Consider the following 19,142-nt stretch of genomic DNA (forward strand, 5'->3'; position numbering starts at 1 on the left):
TGCGCATCGCCCTTGCGCGGGAGAGTTTCGTGGCCGCCAGTCACGGACGCCGAAGGAGCAACACCTCTCCGTCAACCTCTCAGGCCCCCGGACCGCGCACGGCCACGATGCCTCTGGAAAGCGGTGCCCCGCGCACCCGCCCATGGGGAAAGGCCCGAGTCGGGCTGAATCTCTCAGGCACCCCGACAGAGGGAGAGGACGCGCTTCGCGGCGCCCACCCTCGAACTGGGGAGACATTGTGTCTGCTGATGTGTCGTCCACCTCGTCCGGTTTCGTCGCCCGCCATATCGGGCCCGATACCGTCGCGGTCGCCAAGATGCTCGATGTCATCGGTGTCGGTTCGCTCGACGAACTGGCCGCCAAGGCGCTGCCGACGGGCATCCTCGACGAGCTGACCGCCGACGGGTTGGCCCCCGGCCTGGAGAGCCTGCCCGCACCGGCCACCGAGGAGGAGGCGCTCGCCGAACTGCTGGCGCTGGCGGACTCCAACACCGTCGCGGTGTCGATGATCGGGCAGGGCTACTTCGACACGCTGACCCCGCCGGTGCTCAAGCGCAACATCCTGGAGAACCCGGCCTGGTACACCGCCTACACGCCGTACCAGCCCGAGATCAGCCAGGGCCGGCTCGAGGCGCTGCTCAATTTCCAGACCATGGTCAGCGACCTGACCGGTCTCGACGTCGCCAACGCCTCGATGCTCGACGAGGGCACCGCGGCCGCAGAGGCGATGACCCTGATGCACCGGGCCGTCAAGGGCCCGTCCAACCGGCTGGCCGTCGATGTCGACGTGTACGCGCAGACCGCCGCGGTGATCAACACCCGCGCAGAGCCGCTCAACATCGAGGTCGTCACCGCCGACCTGCGCCAAGGCCTGCCCGAGGGTGACTTCTTCGGTGTCATCGTGCAGTCCCCGGGTGCCAGCGGGCGTATCGACGACTGGTCGGCCCTGGTCACCGAGGCCCACGAGCGCGGCGCGCTGGTCGCCGTCGGCGCCGATCTGCTGGCCGCCACCCTGATCACGCCGCCCGGTGACTTCGGTGCCGACGTCGCCTTCGGCACCACCCAACGCTTCGGTGTGCCGATGGGATTCGGCGGACCGCACGCCGGATACCTGGCCGTGCACACCAAGCACGCCCGGCAGCTGCCGGGCCGGCTGGTCGGTGTCTCGTTGGATGCTGACGGCACCCCGGCCTACCGGCTGAGCCTGCAGACCCGTGAGCAGCACATCCGCCGCGACAAGGCGACCAGCAATATCTGTACCGCGCAGGTGCTGCTGGCGGTCATCGCCGCCATGTATGCCAGCTACCACGGCGCCGACGGGCTGGCGGCCATCGCCGGCCGGGTGCACGGGCACGCCCGCAAGATCGGAGCCGCCCTGGGTGATTCGCTGGTGCACGCCAACTACTTCGACACCGTGCTGGCGCGGGTGCCGGGTCGGGCCGACGAGGTCGTGGCCGCCGCCAAGGCCGCCGGGATCAACCTGTGGCGCGTCGATGCCGACCATGTTTCGGTGGCCTGCGACGAGGCCACCACCGATGCGCATGTCGCCGCCGTGCTGGATGCCTTCGGTGTCGGTGCCGTCGAGCCCGTCGGTGCCGATATCGCCACTCGCACATCGGAATTCCTGACCCACCCGGCATTCCACCTGTACCGCACCGAGACTTCGATGATGCGTTACCTGCGGTCGTTGGCGGACAAGGACATCGCACTCGACCGCAGCATGATCCCGCTCGGGTCGTGCACCATGAAACTCAACGCCGCCGCCGAGATGGAGCCGATCACCTGGTCCGAGTTCGCCAAGCAGCATCCGTTCGCGCCGGCCGGCGACACCCCGGGCCTGCGCCGGCTGATCGCCGACCTGCAGGACTGGCTGACCGGCATCACCGGTTATGACGAGATCTCGCTGCAGCCCAACGCCGGATCCCAGGGCGAGTACGCCGGACTGCTGGCCATCGAGGCCTATCACCGCGCGAACGGCCAGCCGGACCGCGATGTCTGCCTGATCCCGTCGAGCGCGCACGGCACCAATGCCGCCTCCGCGGCGCTGGTCGGGATGCGCGTGGTGGTGGTGAAGTGCCGGGCCAACGGTGACGTCGACCTGGATGACCTGCGCGCCAAGGTTTCCGAGCACGCCGAGCGGCTGGCCGCACTGATGATCACCTACCCGTCCACGCACGGGGTGTACGAGCACGACGTCGCCGACATCTGCGCCGCCGTGCACGACGCCGGTGGTCAGGTCTACGTCGACGGTGCCAACCTGAACGCCCTGGTCGGCTTGGCCCGGCCGGGCCGGTTCGGTGGCGACGTCAGCCATCTGAACCTGCACAAGACGTTCTGCATCCCGCACGGTGGCGGCGGCCCCGGTGTCGGACCGGTGGCGGTGCGCAGCCACCTGGCCCCGTACCTGCCCGGCCACCCAATGGCCGCCGAACTCGGCAACGACTACACGGTGTCCGCAGCGCCGTACGGATCGGCCTCGATCCTGCCGATCACCTGGATGTACATCCGGATGATGGGTGGCCGCGGACTGCGGGCGGCATCACTGACGGCCATTGCTTCGGCCAACTATGTGGCACGCCGGCTCGACGAGTACTTCCCGGTGCTCTACACCGGCGAGAACGGCATGGTGGCCCACGAGTGCATCCTGGATCTGCGCGGCATCACCAAGGCCACCGGCGTCACCGTCGACGATGTGGCGAAACGATTGGCGGACTTCGGTTTCCATGCTCCGACGATGAGCTTCCCGGTGGCGGGCACGCTGATGGTCGAGCCCACCGAGAGTGAGAGCCTGGCCGAGGTCGATGCGTTCTGCGACGCCATGATCGCGATCCGCGCGGAGATCGATCGGGTCGGGTCGGGGGAGTGGCCGGCGGACGACAACCCGCTGCGCGGCGCCCCGCACACCGCCGAGTCGCTGCTGGTGGCCGACTGGACGCACCCGTACACCCGCGAGCAGGCCGCCTACCCGCTGGGCAAGGGTTTCCGGCCCAAGGTGTGGCCGCCGGTGCGCCGGATCGACGCCGCCTACGGTGACCGGAACCTGGTGTGCTCCTGCCCGCCGGTCGAGGCGTTCGCCTAGTCAGCGGTCGGCGGCGTCGAATCGTGCTCGCGCCGCGGCGATATCGCCCTGGTGTCGCTCGGTCCAGTCCACCAGCGTCTGCACCGTCTGGTGCAGGGTGCGGCCCAGGTCGGTCAGCTCGTAGTCGACGCGCGGCGGTACTGTCGCGTGCACCGTGCGCCGGACCAGGCCGTCGCGCTCCAGTTGGCGCAGTGTCACGGTCAGCATGCGCTGGCTGACACCGTCGATCATCCGTTTGAGCTCGGTGAACCGCATCGACCCGTCGTCGAGCAGGGCGATGATGAGCAGCGACCATTTGTCGGCGATGCGGTCGAGGATCTGACGGACCTCGCAGTCCTCGCGTCGATCCCATTGGAACGCATCGGGGCAGCAGTCGGTTACCTGCGGGGTACCGACTGACTTCAAAGTGCCTTCTTCCGCCATCGCACCATGGTGCCTGATGATGTGGTCAGTTACCAATAGGAACCGAGGGTGGGCAGATGGACACGAGCACCACACGCATCATGACGCGAACCCGATCGGCACTGCTGCTGGCGGCGCTGTGCGGGGCCTCGTTCCTGGAGGGCATCGACATCGCGATGTTCAACATCGCCTTGCCGACCATCCGGGCGGCACTCGATCTGCCGACCCTCGAACTGCAGTGGATCGTCAGCGGTTACGTCATCGGCTACGGCGGATTCATGCTGCTCGGCGGGCGCACCGCCGACGTCTACGGCCGGCGGCGGGTGTTCCTGACCGCGCTGGTGATCTTCATCGGGGTGTCGGCGCTGGGCGGTATCGCCCCCAATGGCGCGACGATCATCGCCGTCCGGGTGATCACCGGCATCGCCGCCGCATTCCTGATGCCCGCCGGTCTGGCGATCATCACCACCAGCATTCCCGAAGGGTCGCAACGTGACCGGGCCGTGCTCATCTACGCCGGTATCGGCGCGGCCGGCTTCTCCCTCGGACTGGTCGCCGGGGGAGTACTCACCACGTTCGGCTGGCGTTGGGTGTTCTTCGCCCCCGTCGTGCTGGCGCTGGCGGTGCTGACGCTCGCGATACCCCTCATCCCGCGCGACCGCCCCACCGAGCGGCGTTCTCTGGACCTGCCCGGCGCGGTCCTGATCACGGGTGCGGTGATGCTGACCGTCACCGCCATCGAGCACGCCGTGCACGGCGCCGCGCTCGTCTCGGGCTCGCTCGGGGTCATCGCGGTGGTGCTGCTGGCCGGATTCGTCGCCCGGCAGCGCAGCGCCGCCGACCCGCTGGTGCCGCCGGACCTGCTGCGCCGCGGCGCACAGGTGAACGCCTATATCGGCGCGGGATGCCTGGCCGCCGGCTTCATGGGATTCCAGTTCATCGTCGTGCTCTACCTGCAGGAGCTGCGCGGTTGGTCGGCGCTGGCCACGGCGATGGCCCTGCTGGTCGTCGCGATCGACGCGATCCTGGCACCGACGCTCACCCCGATCCTGGTGCGCCGCTTCGGGTTATGGCGTGTCATCGCGGCCGGGATGACGTTCTCGGCACTGTCGTTCGTGCTGTTCCTCGGGGTCGAGCGGGATTGGGTGTACCTGTCCATGCTGCCCAGCTTCCTGGCCCTGGGCATCGCCTTCACCCTGGCATACGGGCCGCTGACGATCGCCGCGACCGACGGGGTCGAGGAGTCGGCGCAGGGGCTGACCAGCGGTCTGCTCTACACCACCTTCCAGTTCGGTGCCGCGATCGGGCTGGCGGCCACCACTGCGGTCCAGGTCGCCGCGGAGGCGGCCGGGGCCGAACAGCTCGACTCGTACCGCGCCGCGCTGTGGGCGCCGGTGGTCCTCGGCGTGCTCGGCATCGTGGTCACGCTGCCGCGCGCCCGGCGCGCCCCGGCCGAATGCGTTGCCGCGGCCGCGTAGCTTTGGCGGCATGCAATGGCTGGGTCTGGACGTGTTCCGTCGGCCGGCCACGGTGGCGGTCCGACGATTCAACGGCAGGCTCTGGACATCGCGCGGGGTAACCCGTGCCGACGTGCCTGCCGAGCGGATCAGCCTGGCCACCTACAACATCTGGTGTGACCCCTGGCATGCCGAGCAGCGCTACCGCACCATCGCCGACGAGTTGTCGCACCACGCTCCGGACATCATGGTGTTCCAGGAGGTCACCGAGACGGCCCGCCGGGTCCTGCTTGAGCAGCCGTGGATCCGGGAGCGCTACCTCAGTGCGGCGGTGACCGGCGGATACGTCGGCAACTACGGGATGCTGTTGCTGACCAGGCTGCCGGTTGGTGAGGTCACCTACGGCGGGTTACCGACCGAGCGGTCCCGCGGCTACCTCACGGCGTGCTACCGGATCGGCGGCCATCCGTTGACAGTGGTCGGCATCCACCTCGAAAGCGGCAAGGCGGCAGATCAATTGCGGGATCAGCAGCTGGGCGAGATCGTCGGGTCGGTGCGCGACGCCGATGCGGTGTTCCTGGGCGACTTCAACCTCCGCGACGCCGAGAACGGCATCATCCCGGCGGATTTCCGGGATGTCTGGCCGATCCTGAGGCCCGATGAACCGGGTTACACGGAGGACACCACGATCAATCTGATGCGCTACGACATGGACGACAAACACCGGCATGTGCGGTTCGACCGGGTCCTGCTCAAGGGCGAACGCTGGGCCCCGGAGTCCATCGAACTGCTTGGCCGCGAAGCCATCGCCCCCGAGCTCCCACGGGTGTTCCCGTCGGATCACTTCGGGGTGCGCGCCACACTGGTCCGGAGCTGACTCAGCCGAGGAATTCCGACACGGCATCGGCCAGCGCGGGATCGGTCGCACTCGGCACGCTGCGGTACGCACCGCCGCTGGCCTCGGCCACCTGCTCCCACGTCTGTCGGTCCGGGTCGTCACCGATGTTGATGACGTTGACGGCCACCGGGCGCTGCTGGTCCACCGCGCCCTGGATGTAAGAGATCAGTCCCGGTCCGTCCAGGCTGCGGTCGGTGTGCGGGCCCGCCGTGATGACGAGCACCGAATTCGGCTGATCGGCACGGAAGTTCGACACCGCGTCGCCGTACACCAGGCGCAGGGTGGTGAACGATACCGCGCCGCCGGCCGAACCGGACTGTGCCTGCAGGCTCGAGCCCAGCGCCGCCGAGCGGGGGCGGCCGCCGACGTCATCGCTCAGCGGACCGGTGGTGATCGCCGAGCTACCGGCCACCCCGTCGAAGGTCCACAACCCGACCGCCGCCGACGGCGGCAGCATCTGCACGCGTTCGGCGAGCGCGCCGGTCACATCGGACAACCCGGGGATCGACTCGCCCAGCATGAGGGTCACCGTGCCGTCCTGGACCGGTGCGGTCAGCCGGTCGGCCAGCGCAGCGCGCTCGGCGGGATCGCCGAGATTCAGCGGCTGTCCCAGCGCCGGGAAATCGGTCACCGGGCTCTCCGGGTTGGAAGCTCCCTCGGCACGGAAGCCGGCCTCGGCCAGCTTCGCCAGCTGTTCGGGTTTCCGCATGAAGCGGTCGAATTCGCTGGCAGCGGTGACCTGTTCCTTGGACAGCCAGTCACCGCTGAGCAGGACCGCCGGGAAATCGGCGATGGCGGCCGGACCGGGCGGCGTCCAGCTTGTCAGCTTGGTCGCGGCATCATCGATCCCCGCGGCGCGCTGTACCAGTCGCTGCTCGGTGGTGGCCACTGCGTGCACCGGCGCGGCGGCCGGGTCGGCGGCGTTGAGTAACGCATCCAGCGCCGTGGAGGCCTGGGCGTCGGAGAGTTCGGGTGCCGCGCCCATCAGTCGTTGCGCTGCGCCGGCACCCGCGGTGGCCGGCGACCCGGCCGGAGCCGATGCGGCGGCAACGGCCTCGGCGGCCAGCACCCCGGCGTCACTGTTTCCGGCCATCGGCAAGGCCAGCCGCAGTCCGCCCCAGCCCGGCAGATTCAGCCCGTCCAGCCCGGCCGGATTGCTCTGCAGGTTCGGTAATGCCGACCAGTTCTGCTGCGCCAGTGCGGATTTCAGCTCGGGACGAATGGCCAGCACGACGGGCGAGCTGACCAGCGATCGGCTGTCGATGACGGCCTCGCCGCCGGCCGTGGCTTCCAGTCGGGCCTCCGAGGAGGAACTCGCAGGCAGCCACATCGCCGGTTGTTCACCGAGGTCGCCCGGCCATGCGCCGGTGAACCCGTTGATCACGGCGTCGGCATCGGCGGACTGCACGGCGACCTTGACACACCGGTCACCGACGCGCGGGTTGGTCCCGACGTAGTCCTGCGCCTGGGTGCTGACCAGATCGGCGATCGCGGGATCGGCGACGACGGCCACGGTGACCTCGCCCTCCACGCAGCGGTCGGCCGAGGCCTGGCTGCGATCGGACAGTGCGTTACCGAAGAACTGCCAGGCGATGACCCCGCCGACGACGGCCACGACGGTCACCAGCGCGATGATCACCCCGCGGCTGACGGTGCGCCGTCCGGTCGTCACCGCGCGGTGTGAACCGGTCCACTCGCCGCTGTCGTAGGTGCGCTGCCGGCCGGTGACCGAGAACGCCTGGGTCGGGGAGTCCTCGTCGGCGACGGCGGGGAAACCGCGCGGCGCCGGGTCGGGCTCGTCATAATCGTCGCTCGGCCGGTACCCGTAATCGTCTGTCCCGTAGCCGAATTCGGGCTCCGGCTGTTCAGGGCGCCCATGGGACCCGGACGGCGGTGCGGTATCGGGTTCGTACGGCCGCGGTTCGTCGCGGCCGCCGAATACCCCGAATTCCTCTTCCGGCTGGTCATCGGGATCGGGAATGCTGTGCCTGCCCATCCCTACCCTCTCAAACAGTCGTGTCGAATGCCCCGCCGAAGTCTAGTCACTGGCTCGCGTGCACAGCCTTGAACTCGCGGCGGCGCCGGTGCAGGATCGGCTCGGTGTAGCCGCTGGGCTGTTGGGCCCCGGCCAGGATGAGTTCCTGGGCGGCCTGGAACGCGATGCTGGCCTCGGGGTCGGTGGCCATCGGCAGGTAGTCGGGGTCGGCGGCGTTCTGTTCGTCGACGACGGCGGCCATCCGGCGCAGGCTGGCCTTGATGTCACCTTCGGTGATGACGCCGTGGTGCAGCCAGTTGGCCAGCAGCTGGCTGGAGATCCGCAGGGTGGCACGATCTTCCATGAGCGCGACATTGTGGATGTCGGGCACCTTGGAACAGCCCACACCGGCGTCGACCCAGCGCACCACATAACCCAGGATCGACTGGCAGTTGTTGTCGACCTCTTCGTGGATCTCATCGGTCGACCAGGCCAGCTCACCGGCCAGCGGGATGGTCAGCAGCTCGTCGATGCTCCAGCGGGTCTTGCCTTCGAGTTCTTTCTGCACGGCGGCGACGTCGACCTGGTGGTAGTGCATGGCGTGCAGGGTGGCCGCGGTCGGGGAGGGCACCCAGGCGGTGGTGGCCCCGGCTTTGGGTTGGCCGATCTTCTGGGCGACCATGTCGGCCATCAGGTCGGTCATGGCCCACATGCCCTTGCCGATCTGCGCCTTGCCGGCCAGGCCGGTGGCCAGTCCGGTGTCGACGTTGGCGTTCTCGTAGGCGGTGATCCAGGGCTGGGTTTTCATCGCGCCCTTGCGGATCATCGGGCCGGCTTCCATGGAGGTGTGGATCTCGTCGCCGGTGCGGTCCAGGAAGCCGGTGTTGATGAACACCACCCGATCGGCGGCCGCCTTGATACACGCCTTCAGGTTCAGCGTCGTGCGCCGTTCTTCGTCCATGATGCCGACCTTCAACGTCGCCGCCGGGAGGCCGAGGACGTCTTCGACGCGGGAGAAGAGTTCGCAGGTGAACGCGACCTCGTCGGGGCCGTGCATCTTGGGTTTGACGATGTACACCGACCCGGTGCGCGAGTTCTTGTGCGGACCGTTGCCCTCGTCATCGGAAAGACCGTGCATGGCGATCAGGCCGGTGAACAGGGCGTCCTGAATGCCCTCGGGGATCTCGTTGCCGTCGGCGTCGGTGATCGCGTCGTTGGTCATCAGGTGCCCGACGTTGCGCACGAACAGCAGGCTGCGCCCGGGCAGGGTGAGCTCGCCCTCGCCGTCCGGGGCGCTGAAGACGCGGTCGGGGTTGAGCACGCGGGTGAAGGACTTGCCGCCCTTGGACACCTCTTCGGCGAGGTCGCCGCGGTTGAGTCCCAGCCAGTTGCGGTAGCCGAGCACCTTGTCCTCGGCGTCGACGGCCGCGACCGAGTCCTCGAAGTCCATGATCGTGGTGATCGCGGATTCCAGGACGACGTCTTTGATGCCGGCCGCATCGGTCGACCCGATCGGCGAGGACGGGTCGATCAGGATCTCGATGTGCAGGCCGTTGTGCTCCAGTAGCACCGACCAGGCGTCGGCGCCGAGCTCGCCGGTGTAGCCGACGAAGGCGCTCGGATCGGCCAGTGCGGGCACCAGGGCGCCGTCCTCGATCTTGATCTCGGTGATATCGGCCCAGGAACCCGACGCGAGCGGCACGGCCTCGTCCAGGAAGTTGCGGGCGTAGGCGATGACCTTGTCACCGCGGATCTTGTTGTAGGAGGAGCCGGCTTCGGCGCCGCCCTCGTCGGAGATGACGTCGGTGCCGTACAGCGCGTCATACAGCGAACCCCAGCGGGCGTTGGCGGCGTTGAGCGCGAAGCGGGCGTTGAGGATCGGGACCACCAGCTGCGGACCGGCGGTGGAGGTGATCTCGGCATCGACCCCGGAGGTGGTGACGGCGAAGTCGGCCGGTTCGGGGATCAGGTAGCCGATATCGGTGAGGAACTGCTTGTAGCCGGGGGCGTCGAACTCGCCGATGACCCGGGCGCGGTGCCACTTGTCGATCTGGGCCTGCAGGTCATCACGGCGGGCCAGCAGGTCCTGGTTTTGCGGGGTGAGGTCGGTGATGACCTTGTCCACGCCGGCCCAGAAGCTGTCGGGGTCCACACCGGTGCCCGGCAGCGCCTCATCGGTGATGAAGTCGTGCAGCACCTTGGCCACCCGCAGGTTTCCGACAGTCACGCGCTCGGTCATGATTCCTCCTCAGCAGTCGGTCAAGTTTACCCGTGGGTAACTACCGTCGATCCCGCGCCTGCCCTGGTCAGTCGGTCGCAGTGGCCCAGCAACGCTGCCCGTAGTGGCGCAGCACGCTCGGTGATGCCCTGCTGTGCCTTGACGTACTCGGCGCGGCCGGCCGCGGTTTCGATGGCAATCGCTGAAAAACCATAGTCGGTCAGGTCGTATGGGCTGGCACACATATCGAGGGCGCGGGCATCGGCGGCCAGATCCAGGCAGTCCATCAGCAGCTCCGAGGGCACCAGCGCCCCCAGCTTGTAGGCCCACTTGTACAAGTCCATCGCGGCGTGCACGCAGCCCGGCTGCTCGGTCGCGACCTGGCCTTCCCTGGTGAGGCGTTCGGCGTTGCGATCGGCGGCGGGCGGGGTGAAGAACCGGAACGCGTCGAAATGGCTGCACCGCAGCGGCATCGAATCGACCACCGCATCGGTGCCCGACGACCCGAGACGCAGCGGCACCCGACCGTGCCGGACTTCGTCGGACCGATACACCATGGCCCACTCGTGCAGCCCGAAACAGTTGAACCGGGCGGGCCGGCCGGCGGTGCGGCGCAGCAGTCCGGCGATGAACTCCACCGTGTCGCGGCGCGCGGCGAGCAGATCGGGGGAGACCGCGACATGACCGTCGGCGTCTGTTCCGTACCCGGCGCGGGTCAGGAACCGGTGCGCCGCACTGCCGGCGAGTGCCACCCCGAAGCCGGGATGCCAGCGGCGCAGCTGTCGCGGCCGCAGGCTGTAGTAGGTGAACAGGAAGTCCCACACCGGGTGCGGGGCTCCCCGGCGTGCCCGGTCCTGATGCGGCGCCAGGAACTCATCGGCCCGGCGTTGGTGGGCCGCCTCGCGGGCCGCCCAGTCGTGCTCGGCGAGTACCTCGGCCATCACACCCGGTGCGTTCCGTCGCGCACGGTTCCGACCAGGTCCTCGACCAGGTCCTCCAGGGTCACCATGGCGGTGACGTAGCCGCCGTTGGTGACCAGCGCCAGGTGGCTCTTGTTGCGGCGCAACCGGGTCAGCGCATCGGGCAGCGGCAGCGTGGACGGCACCTCGATCAGCGGCCGGATCATCGACGCATCGAGTACCGCGGTGTCCTCGGCCAGCAGCGCCAGCACATCCTTGATGTGCAGATAGCCGATGTAGAAGCCGCCTCCGTCGGTGATCGGGAAGCGGGAGTAGCCGGTCTCCGACAGCGCCTCCTCGACCGCGGCCACCGTCGGTCCCGAGCCCGCCGCGGTGACCGGCACGGCGCGGATCTGGTCCAATGGGATCGCCAGATCGGCGACGGTACGGTCGCGGATCTGCAGGGCGCGGGTCAGCCGGGTGTGCTCCTCGCGGTCCAGCAGCCCCTCGGACAGCGACTCGGCGATCATGTCCGACAGTTCGACGGTGGACACGGTGACGTCGAGTTCGTCCTTGGGCTCGACGCGCAGCGCACGCAGCGTGGTGTTGGCCGCCCAGTTGTAGAACGCGATGAACGGCTTGGCGGCCCGGATGTAGAGCAGATACGGCGGCACCAGCAGCATCGCCGTGCTCTCCGGGCCGGCGATGGCGATGTTCTTGGGCACCATCTCACCGAGCAGCACGTGCAGTGTCACCACGATCGCCAGCGCGATGACGAAGGACACGGTGTGCAACATCGCGTCGCCGATACCCAGCAGGGCGGCCGGTTTCTCCAGCAGATGCGCCACCGCGGGCTCACCGACCCGGCCGAGCAGAATCGAGCACACCGTGATGCCCAGCTGGGCACCGGCGAGCATCAGCGACAGGTTCTCGCCGGCCCGCATGACGGTGACGGCACGTTTTTTGCCCTGCTCGGCCAGCGCCTCCAACCGGTCGCGGCGGGCCGAGATGAGCGCGAACTCGGAGCCGACGAAAAAGGCGTTCAGGCCCAGCAACAGGACGGTCAGGCCGACCGCGAACAGATCACCGCCCACCGCTCGCCTCCTCATCAGCCTGGACCAGCTCCAGCTGGTCGATGCGGCGGCCGTCCATCTTCAGCACGCGGGCCTGCCAGCGCACCGCCGGATCGCCGGGTCGGTCGGGGTCGAACTCGTGCAGCTCCACCGTCTCGCCGACATCGGGGATATGCCCCAGCTTCTCCAGCACCAGGCCGCCGATGGTCTCGTAGTCACCCTCGGGGGCCCGGAACGGGGTCTCGGAATCCACCTCGTCGATGCGCAGCAGCCCCGACACCTGCCAGCCGGTGCGGCTCTGCACGACATCGGGGGTGGCGTCGTCGTGCTCGTCGCGGACGTCGCCGACGATCTCCTCGATCAGATCCTCGAACGTCACCATGCCCGCGGTGCCGCCGTATTCGTCGACGACCATCGCGGTCTGGATGCCGTTACCGCGGATCTGGGTCATCACCGCGTCACCGTCGAGAGTGGACGGCACGGTCGGCACCGGCACCGCCAGCCGGGACAGTTTGGTGCGTGCCCGCAGTTCGGCCGGGACCTCGAACACCTGCTTGACGTGCACCATCCCGACCGTCTGGTCCAGGTCGCCGTCGACGATCGGGAACCGCGAATGCCCGGTCCGGATGGCCGCGGTCATCAGATCCGCGACGGTGTCCTCGATCTCCAGGGACTCGATCTTCGACCGCGGTGTCATCAGCTCCTCGGCCGAGCGGTCACCGAACTGCAGCGAGCGGTCGACCAGCACGGCGGTGTCGGCGTCCAGCGATCCGCTGCGCGCCGAGGTGCGCACCAGCGATACCAGCTCCTGCGGGGACCGTGCCGAGCGCAGTTCCTCGGCGGGTTCGATGCCCATCCGGCGCAGGATCCAGTTGGCGGTTCCGTTGGTGGCCTTGATCACCGGGGTGAACAGCTTGGAGAAGTACCACTGCGGGGCGGCGGCGAACCGAGCCGTCGGCAGCGGTTTGGACACGGCGAGATTCTTGGGCACCAACTCGCCGAAGATCATCGACACGGAGGTGGCGATCAACAGGGCCAGCGCCAACGCCAGCGGGCCGACCCAGCTCTCGGGCACCCGGATCGCGGTCAGCGGCGCGTACAGCAGCCGGGCCACCACCGGTTCGGCCAGATAGCCGGTGGCCAGTGTGGTGATCGAGATGCCGAGTTGGGCACCGGAGAGCTGAAAGGACAGTGTGCGGTGCGCCTTGAGGACGAACTGATCGCGCTGCCCGCCGCTGCGGGCATTGGACTCGACGATGCTGCGTTCCAGCGCCGTCAGCGAGAACTCGGCGGCCACGAAGATCGCGGTGCCCGCGGTCAGCAGGACGAACGCGAGAAGGCTCAACAGCGTCATGGTGAGGTTCATCGCCACCTCACCGCAGTGTCGCCGGGCCGCCAGCCCGGCCGACTAGAGGAGGGTTCGGCGTCACTCGGTTCGGCGGTGGGGGTGGCCGCGATGCCAGCCGTAATCCCATGACCCGATGACGAACCGTGGGACTCCACGGGTGCCTGTGGCACGGGATTCCTTTCTGTCAGCAGCCGAATGGGCTACATGCTAGCGGCTCGCCATCGACGGGTGACGCCGTGCCGATATCACCAACCGGTCGGCAGCGGGTGGCCCTCGGCGAATCCGGCCGCCGACTGGACACCGAGCACCACCTTCTCGTGCAGTTCGGGCAGGGTCGTCGCGCCGACGTAGGTGCAGGTGCTGCGCACGCCGGAGGTGATGTGGTCCAGCAGGTCCTCGACCCCGCCGCGGGCCGGGTCCACCGCCATCCGGGAGCTGGAGATACCCTCCTCGAACAGCGCCTTGCGGGCCCGGTCGAACGCGCCGTCCCCGGCAGTGCGGGCCGCGACCGCACGTTTGGAGGCCATCCCGTAGCTCTCCTTGTACGGCCGGCCGTCCCGGTCGCGCAGCAGGTCGCCGGGGGATTCGTAGGTTCCGGCGAACCACGAGCCGATCATCACGTTCGAGGCACCGGCGGCCAGGGCCAGTGCCACGTCGCGCGGATGCCGCACACCTCCGTCGGCCCATACATGGCCACCGAGTTGTGATGCCGCCGAAGCACATTCGACAACCGCCGAGAACTGCGGGCGTCCGACGCCGGTCATCATCCGGGTGGTGCACATGGCGCCGGGGCCGACACCGACCTTGACGATGGACGCGCCGGCGTTGATCAGATCGCGGGTGCCACCGGCGGAGACGACGTTGCCCGCGGCCAGCGGCAGCCCCAGATCGAGTGCGGCGACCGCGGCGACGGCATCCAGCATCTTGGCCTGATGGCCGTGGGCGGTGTCGATGACGATCAGGTCCGCACCGGCTTCGGCCAGGCCGCGGGCCTTGGCGCCGACGTCACCGTTGATGCCTACCGCAGCGGCGATCCGCAACCGTCCCGCCGCGTCGACGGCGGGCGAGTAGATGCCGGCGCGCACCGAGCCGGTGCGGGTCAGCACCCCGGCCAGTTCACCGGCCGCGTCGGTCAGCACCGCCACCCCGACGGGGGCGTGTTCCAGCAGGTCGAACACCTTGCGCGGGTCGGTGCCCGCCGGTGCGGTGACAAAGTCGGTGATGGCGATATCGCGGACCCGGGCGAAACGGTCGACCCCGGCGCAGGCCGCCTCGGTGACCACTCCGATCGGGCGGCCCTCGAAGACGACGACGGCCGCACCGTGGGCGCGCTTGTGGATCAGCGCCAGCGCATCGGTCACCGAATCGTCGGGGGCCAGCTGGACGGGGGTGTCGGCGACCAGATCGCGGCTCTTGACGAAGTCGATGGTGTGCTGCACCGCCGACAGCGGCAGGTCCTGCGGCAGCACCACGAGGCCGCCGCGGCGGGCGATCGTCTCGGCCATCCGGCGTCCGGCCACCGCGGTCATGTTGGCGACCACCACCGGGATGGTGGTGCCCGAGCCGTCGACGGTCGACAGGTCGACATCGAACCGCGATGCCGCCTCGGACCGTCCCGGCACGATGAAGACGTCGTTGTAGGTCAGGTCATACGGCGGGGCGTGGCCATCGAGAAACTGCATACCCCGAGTCTAGTGCGCTCGGTTTCTCCCGCGAGCAGACACAAAACTGCTGAAAATCGGCCAAAAAGTGCAGTTTTGCGTTCCCCCGCAAGCGGGAGGTGCCCCAGCTCGCCGGGAAAAATCTAGGCCTCGACCTCGGAACGGTCCCCGCTCCACAGGGTGTGGAACTTCTTGCCCTCGGGTGCGTCGGTGCGGCCGTAGGTGTGCGCGCCGAAGAAGTCGCGCAGCCCCTGGGTCAGCGCGGCGGGCAGCCGCTCGGTGCGCAGCGCGTCGTAGTAGGACAGCGAGGAGGAGAATCCGGGCACCGGGATGCCCAGCTGGGTGGCGGTCACCACCACACGGCGCCAGCCGTCGACACCGGCCTCGACCGCATCGCGGAAGTACGGTGCGGCGAGCAAGGTCGGCAGCTCGGCGTTGTCGTCGAAGGCCTCGGTGATCCGATTGAGGAACTTGGCCCGGATGATGCAGCCGCCGCGCCAGATCCTTGCCATATCACCGGGGGTGATGTCCCAGCCGTGCTCGTCGGAGCCGGCCTGGATCTGGTTGAAGCCCTGGGCGTAGGCGATGATCTTCGACGCGTACAGCGCCTTGCGCACATCTTCGATGAAGGTGGCTGCATCGCTTGGCTTTTCACCCAGCTCGCCGGAGGCCAGGCCGGTGGTCGCCTTGCGCTGGGTGACCGACCCCGACAGTGCGCGGGCGAAGACGGCCTCGGCGATACCGGTCACCGGCACACCGAGATCCAGGGCCGACTTGACCGTCCAGCGGCCGGTGCCCTTCTGCTCGGCCTCGTCGACGATGACGTCGACCAGCGGCTTACCGGTCTTGGCGTCGGTCTGCTTGAGCACCTCGGCGGTGATCTCGATCAGGTAGCTGTCCAGGTCGCCGGAGTTCCACTCGGCGAAGATGTCGGCGATCGCCGGCGCGGACAGACCCAGCCCGTCGCGCAGCAGCTGGTAGGCCTCGCCGATGAGCTGCATATCGGAGTACTCGATGCCGTTGTGCACCATCTTGACGAAGTGGCCGGCGCCGTCGGGGCCGATGTGGGTGCAGCACGGTACGCCGTCGACGTGTGCGGAGATCTCCTCCAGCAGCGGGCCCAGCGACACATAGGACTCGGCGGGGCCGCCGGGCATGATCGACGGGCCGTTGAGCGCACCCTCTTCACCACCGGAGATGCCGGCGCCGACAAAGTGCAGGCCGCGCTCGCGGATCGCCTTCTCGCGGCGGATGGTGTCGGTGTAGAGGGCGTTGCCACCATCGATGATGATGTCGCCTTCCTCCATGGCGTCGGCGAGTTCGTTGATGACGGCGTCGGTGGGATCGCCGGCCTTGACCATGATCAGCACCCGGCGCGGCTTCTCCAGCGCGTCCAGGAACTCGGCGATGGTCTCGGAGCGCACGAAGTTGCCGTCGGAGCCGTGTTCGGCCAGCAGCGCATCGGTCTTGGCCACCGAACGGTTGTGCAACGCAACGGTGTAACCGTGCCGGGCGAAGTTCCGCGCGATATTGGATCCCATGACCGCGAGGCCCGTGACTCCGATCTGTGCCTTACCGGTATTGCCCGAGTTGGTCATGCAGAAGCCTTTCGCGTTGGGGTCACTTCGCAGGTCGGATCTATCGCTGACTAGATCGCCGCCGAGGCGGCGTGTTATCCGCTAACTGCCGAACAGTCGGCGCAGTTCGGTCAGCCACGGCAACGCCAGCGCGACGGTGGGGACGATCAGGATCGCGGCCGCGGCAATGTAGGCCGCCACGGCCAGAGCAAGACTATTGCCCTTGCCGCAGAGACGCTCGACGCGGACCACCGTGGTGGGTCCGCCGGCGGCCAGCGCACCGGACGGGGTACGCCCGCCGGCGCACGCGACAAGCGCGCGGGCCAGCGGTGTCGGCCCGGCCACCCGTACCGCGGCATCGTCGGCGAGCAGCTCGATCAGCAGTTTCACCGCGTCGAGTGCGTTGCCGCTGCGGACGAATCGCGGGAACGCCGCGTGCACGGCGGTGAACATCTCCAGCACCAGATCGTGGCGGGCGCGTAGGTGGGCCCGCTCGTGGGTCAGGATGGCCGAGATCTCGTTCTCCGACAGCGAGGTCAGGGTGCCTTCGCTGACCACCACACGGCTGCGGACACCGGGCAGGCAGTAGGCCATCGGTTGTGCGACATCGAGGATGCGCAGCCCGGCGGGGCGCCGGGCCGGGGTGCTGACCTGATCGCGGGACTTGCCGACCAGGTCGACCACCATGCGGTGGTGGGCACGTCGACGCCGGGTGGCGACACCGACCTGGACGACGGCGACGATCAGGCGGGCGCCGATCAGCAGCGTCAGGGCGAAGACCACGACGTAGAGCGTCCACAGCGGCCAACCGAGCACCGCGATCTCACTGGTCAGGGTGGCGGTCGGGCGGCCATCGGGTCCGGGTACGAACAGTCGGCTGGCGATCGCGATGCCTGCGGAGAAGGCGGACAGCACGGCCGCCAGGGCGATGGCCTGCCACAGCACGATCGCCGCGCGTGGTGCTCGTAACGGCCAGGAGGCGCGCGCGAGGAGCGCGGGTACCGGACCGACGAGCATCAGCGCGACGACGGAGAAGGCCAGCGCGGACACGCCGTTAGTGTCCCTCAGTCGGTACCGGAATTACCAGTCGGTGCGCCAGTTCCGTGCTTGGCTTCCAATTCCGCCAGCGCACGGCGCAGTGCGGCGGCCTCGCCGGCGCCCACGCGTTCGACAAAATGCACCAGGGCCGCTTCGCGGCTACCGGAGTCGGCGGCCTGGTCCAGCGCATCGACCATCAGTCCGGCCACCAGCTCGTCGCGGCCGTGTGTCGGGGCGTAGCGATGGGCGCGGTCGTCACGGTGCTGGACGACCAGATTCTTCTTCGCCAGGCGCTGGAGCACCGTCATGATCGTGGTGTAGGCGAGGTCGCGGCGTGCGGCCAGCGCCTCATGGACCTGGCGCACCGTTTGCGGTTCGCGCGAGGTCCAGAGGTGTTCCATCACTTCGCGCTCGAGTTCCCCGAGTCGCGTCAACTTGGCCATGTTCCGTTCACTCTCCTGAGCAATGACAACAAGGGTACTACGCGGTTACTACCGTGCGTCGTATCCGATCTCCGCGCCAGGTCGTGTGCCTGGCGGCGGTCCCTCCCGTGCCGGTCAATAGGCCATTCCCATGTTCCTGTGAACCCAGTCACAGGTACTGGCCCGATTGGCGGCCGTGACTATAGTAAGGCTAACCTAACCGAAGAAGGAGGTGCTGATGACGGTCGTGGTCGACGATCCACTGATCGCACGCATGTCGATTCGACGGGCGCTGCCGCTGCATGAGTCCAGCCGCCGACTGCGTGAGCTGTATCCGGAGTGCCCGCGGGTGTACGGCGTGGCCGTGATGGGCGATCTGTCCCGGCGGCGCTGGTGGCCGCTGATCGAGGTGCTCACCACGGACCGGCTGCGCATCATGTTCGACGCCGCGGTGGCCGAGACCGACAGTCGGGCCGCGGTGGCCCAGCAGTTGGCGGCCACCCTGTCGCATGTCGTGATCGGCCGGGTGGTCCCGTTGGTCGCCCTGGAGGGTCGCGCGTGGGACACCGGTCTGGAGAACCTCTGGGTGCACGTGGATTCCGAGGGCGCCATCGATTGGGTCGGCGTCGTCGATCCGACGTTGCGCGCGCTGCCCGATGATCCGCATCTGGCGCAGCGTTGCACGGTCGGCTCGGTCCGCACCACCCGCGACGGCATCGTCGCGCTGCCCAGTGAGGCGGCGTTGACGACCTGGGTGGCGCACCGCAGTCACCGCGCGCTGGCTCCGTTGTTCGCCAAACTCCACGAGGTCAGTGACGGCGCGATCTCGATCGGCGCGATGTGGAACATCGTCGGCGCCGCCGTGGTCGGTGCGTCCACTCAGGTGCCGCTGTTGGCCGGCTCCAGTGAGTTGACGAGCATGTGCCGCGGTCAGGCGATCCTGGACGCCCTGGTCGGTTTCGGCCTGCCGGTGCGCGGCGCGGCCAGATTTCCCGCCGCGAAGGCCTTGCTAAATTAGGCAAGCCTTGCCTATGCTGTTCTTGCGAGGCTAACGGACCGAGCCGGAGTCCTGAGGGCTGCAGAGACCCCCGGTCC

At 68.6% G+C, this 19,142-nt stretch carries 14 protein-coding genes and 2 riboswitches; of the genes, 4 read left to right on the forward strand and 10 right to left on the reverse strand.

What is annotated here, in order from left to right:
* Nucleotides 1-7: 7 nt before the first annotated feature.
* Nucleotides 8-105, forward strand: a riboswitch (glycine riboswitch).
* Nucleotides 106-199, forward strand: a riboswitch (glycine riboswitch).
* Between the two features lie 51 nt (nucleotides 200-250).
* Nucleotides 251-3,079, forward strand: a complete 2,829-nt coding sequence (gene gcvP / locus ACLBYA_RS22040; protein ID WP_447711710.1) for an aminomethyl-transferring glycine dehydrogenase — start codon at nucleotides 251-253, stop codon at nucleotides 3,077-3,079.
* On the opposite strand, the gene ACLBYA_RS22045 is transcribed toward gcvP, so the two are convergent.
* The gene (locus tag ACLBYA_RS22045; protein WP_447711579.1) at nucleotides 3,080-3,484 is read right to left on the reverse strand and encodes a winged helix-turn-helix transcriptional regulator; all 405 of its coding nucleotides are present in this window, start codon (nucleotides 3,482-3,484) and stop codon (nucleotides 3,080-3,082) included.
* Nucleotides 3,485-3,582: 98 nt separating this feature from the next.
* Here ACLBYA_RS22045 and ACLBYA_RS22050 point away from each other — a divergent pair, with 98 nt between their 5' ends.
* Nucleotides 3,583-4,959, forward strand: coding sequence for an MFS transporter (locus ACLBYA_RS22050; RefSeq protein ID WP_447711580.1), 1,377 nt, complete (start codon nucleotides 3,583-3,585; stop codon nucleotides 4,957-4,959).
* A 10-nt stretch (nucleotides 4,960-4,969) separates the two neighbouring features.
* A complete protein-coding gene (locus ACLBYA_RS22055) occupies nucleotides 4,970-5,815 on the forward strand; it encodes an endonuclease/exonuclease/phosphatase family protein (protein WP_447711581.1) in 846 nt (281 codons plus the stop codon).
* A gap of 1 nt (nucleotide 5,816) precedes the next feature.
* Here ACLBYA_RS22055 and ACLBYA_RS22060 read toward each other — a convergent pair whose 3' ends face one another.
* The 9 genes from ACLBYA_RS22060 to ACLBYA_RS22100 all read right to left on the reverse strand — a co-directional run bounded on the left by ACLBYA_RS22060 (nucleotide 5,817) and on the right by ACLBYA_RS22100 (nucleotide 18,068).
* Nucleotides 5,817-7,832: a hypothetical protein gene (locus ACLBYA_RS22060; protein WP_447711582.1), complete on the reverse strand. Its 2,016-nt coding sequence runs from the start codon at nucleotides 7,830-7,832 to the stop codon at nucleotides 5,817-5,819.
* Nucleotides 7,833-7,878: 46 nt separating this feature from the next.
* Entirely contained in the window at nucleotides 7,879-10,050 is a 2,172-nt protein-coding gene (locus tag ACLBYA_RS22065) for a malate synthase G (protein WP_447711583.1), read from the reverse strand.
* A gap of 26 nt (nucleotides 10,051-10,076) precedes the next feature.
* Nucleotides 10,077-10,970 (reverse strand): 3-methyladenine DNA glycosylase, encoded by an 894-nt coding sequence (locus tag ACLBYA_RS22070; RefSeq protein WP_447711584.1) that lies wholly within the window; start codon nucleotides 10,968-10,970, stop codon nucleotides 10,077-10,079.
* Nucleotides 10,970-12,022 (reverse strand): hemolysin family protein, encoded by a 1,053-nt coding sequence (locus tag ACLBYA_RS22075; RefSeq protein ID WP_447711585.1) that lies wholly within the window; start codon nucleotides 12,020-12,022, stop codon nucleotides 10,970-10,972. Before ACLBYA_RS22075 ends, ACLBYA_RS22070 begins: the two co-directional genes overlap by 1 nt.
* Nucleotides 12,012-13,367 (reverse strand): hemolysin family protein, encoded by a 1,356-nt coding sequence (locus ACLBYA_RS22080; protein ID WP_447711586.1) that lies wholly within the window; start codon nucleotides 13,365-13,367, stop codon nucleotides 12,012-12,014. Before ACLBYA_RS22080 ends, ACLBYA_RS22075 begins: the two co-directional genes overlap by 11 nt.
* Nucleotides 13,368-13,594: 227 nt before the next feature.
* The gene (locus ACLBYA_RS22085; RefSeq protein WP_447711587.1) at nucleotides 13,595-15,031 is read right to left on the reverse strand and encodes a GuaB1 family IMP dehydrogenase-related protein; all 1,437 of its coding nucleotides are present in this window, start codon (nucleotides 15,029-15,031) and stop codon (nucleotides 13,595-13,597) included.
* Nucleotides 15,032-15,153: 122 nt separating this feature from the next.
* Nucleotides 15,154-16,608, reverse strand: coding sequence for an NADP-dependent phosphogluconate dehydrogenase (gene gndA / locus ACLBYA_RS22090; RefSeq protein WP_447711588.1), 1,455 nt, complete (start codon nucleotides 16,606-16,608; stop codon nucleotides 15,154-15,156).
* A gap of 81 nt (nucleotides 16,609-16,689) precedes the next feature.
* A complete protein-coding gene (locus ACLBYA_RS22095; RefSeq protein WP_447711589.1) occupies nucleotides 16,690-17,637 on the reverse strand; it encodes a M56 family metallopeptidase in 948 nt (315 codons plus the stop codon).
* A gap of 14 nt (nucleotides 17,638-17,651) precedes the next feature.
* Nucleotides 17,652-18,068 (reverse strand): BlaI/MecI/CopY family transcriptional regulator, encoded by a 417-nt coding sequence (locus ACLBYA_RS22100; protein ID WP_447711590.1) that lies wholly within the window; start codon nucleotides 18,066-18,068, stop codon nucleotides 17,652-17,654.
* A 217-nt stretch (nucleotides 18,069-18,285) separates the two neighbouring features.
* Here ACLBYA_RS22100 and ACLBYA_RS22105 point away from each other — a divergent pair, with 217 nt between their 5' ends.
* A complete protein-coding gene (locus ACLBYA_RS22105; RefSeq protein WP_447711591.1) occupies nucleotides 18,286-19,065 on the forward strand; it encodes an iron reductase in 780 nt (259 codons plus the stop codon).
* Nucleotides 19,066-19,142: the final 77 nt, after the last annotated feature.

Source organism: Mycobacterium sp. C31M (genome assembly GCF_053345865.1).

Bases quoted from the DNA above. Each gene is read 5' to 3' on its own strand.
- ACLBYA_RS22085 (WP_447711587.1), bottom strand. From the start codon at position 15,031: ATGCAGTTTCTCGATGGCCACGCCCCGCCGTATGACCTGACCTACAAC.
- ACLBYA_RS22070 (WP_447711584.1), bottom strand. From the start codon at position 10,970: ATGGCCGAGGTACTCGCCGAGCACGACTGGGCGGCCCGCGAGGCGGCC.
- gndA (WP_447711588.1), bottom strand. From the start codon at position 16,608: ATGACCAACTCGGGCAATACCGGTAAGGCACAGATCGGAGTCACGGGC.
- ACLBYA_RS22065 (WP_447711583.1), bottom strand. From the start codon at position 10,050: ATGACCGAGCGCGTGACTGTCGGAAACCTGCGGGTGGCCAAGGTGCTG.
- ACLBYA_RS22105 (WP_447711591.1), top strand. From the start codon at position 18,286: ATGACGGTCGTGGTCGACGATCCACTGATCGCACGCATGTCGATTCGA.
- ACLBYA_RS22050 (WP_447711580.1), top strand. From the start codon at position 3,583: ATGACGCGAACCCGATCGGCACTGCTGCTGGCGGCGCTGTGCGGGGCC.
- ACLBYA_RS22100 (WP_447711590.1), bottom strand. From the start codon at position 18,068: ATGGCCAAGTTGACGCGACTCGGGGAACTCGAGCGCGAAGTGATGGAA.
- ACLBYA_RS22055 (WP_447711581.1), top strand. From the start codon at position 4,970: ATGCAATGGCTGGGTCTGGACGTGTTCCGTCGGCCGGCCACGGTGGCG.
- ACLBYA_RS22060 (WP_447711582.1), bottom strand. From the start codon at position 7,832: ATGGGCAGGCACAGCATTCCCGATCCCGATGACCAGCCGGAAGAGGAA.
- ACLBYA_RS22080 (WP_447711586.1), bottom strand. From the start codon at position 13,367: ATGAACCTCACCATGACGCTGTTGAGCCTTCTCGCGTTCGTCCTGCTG.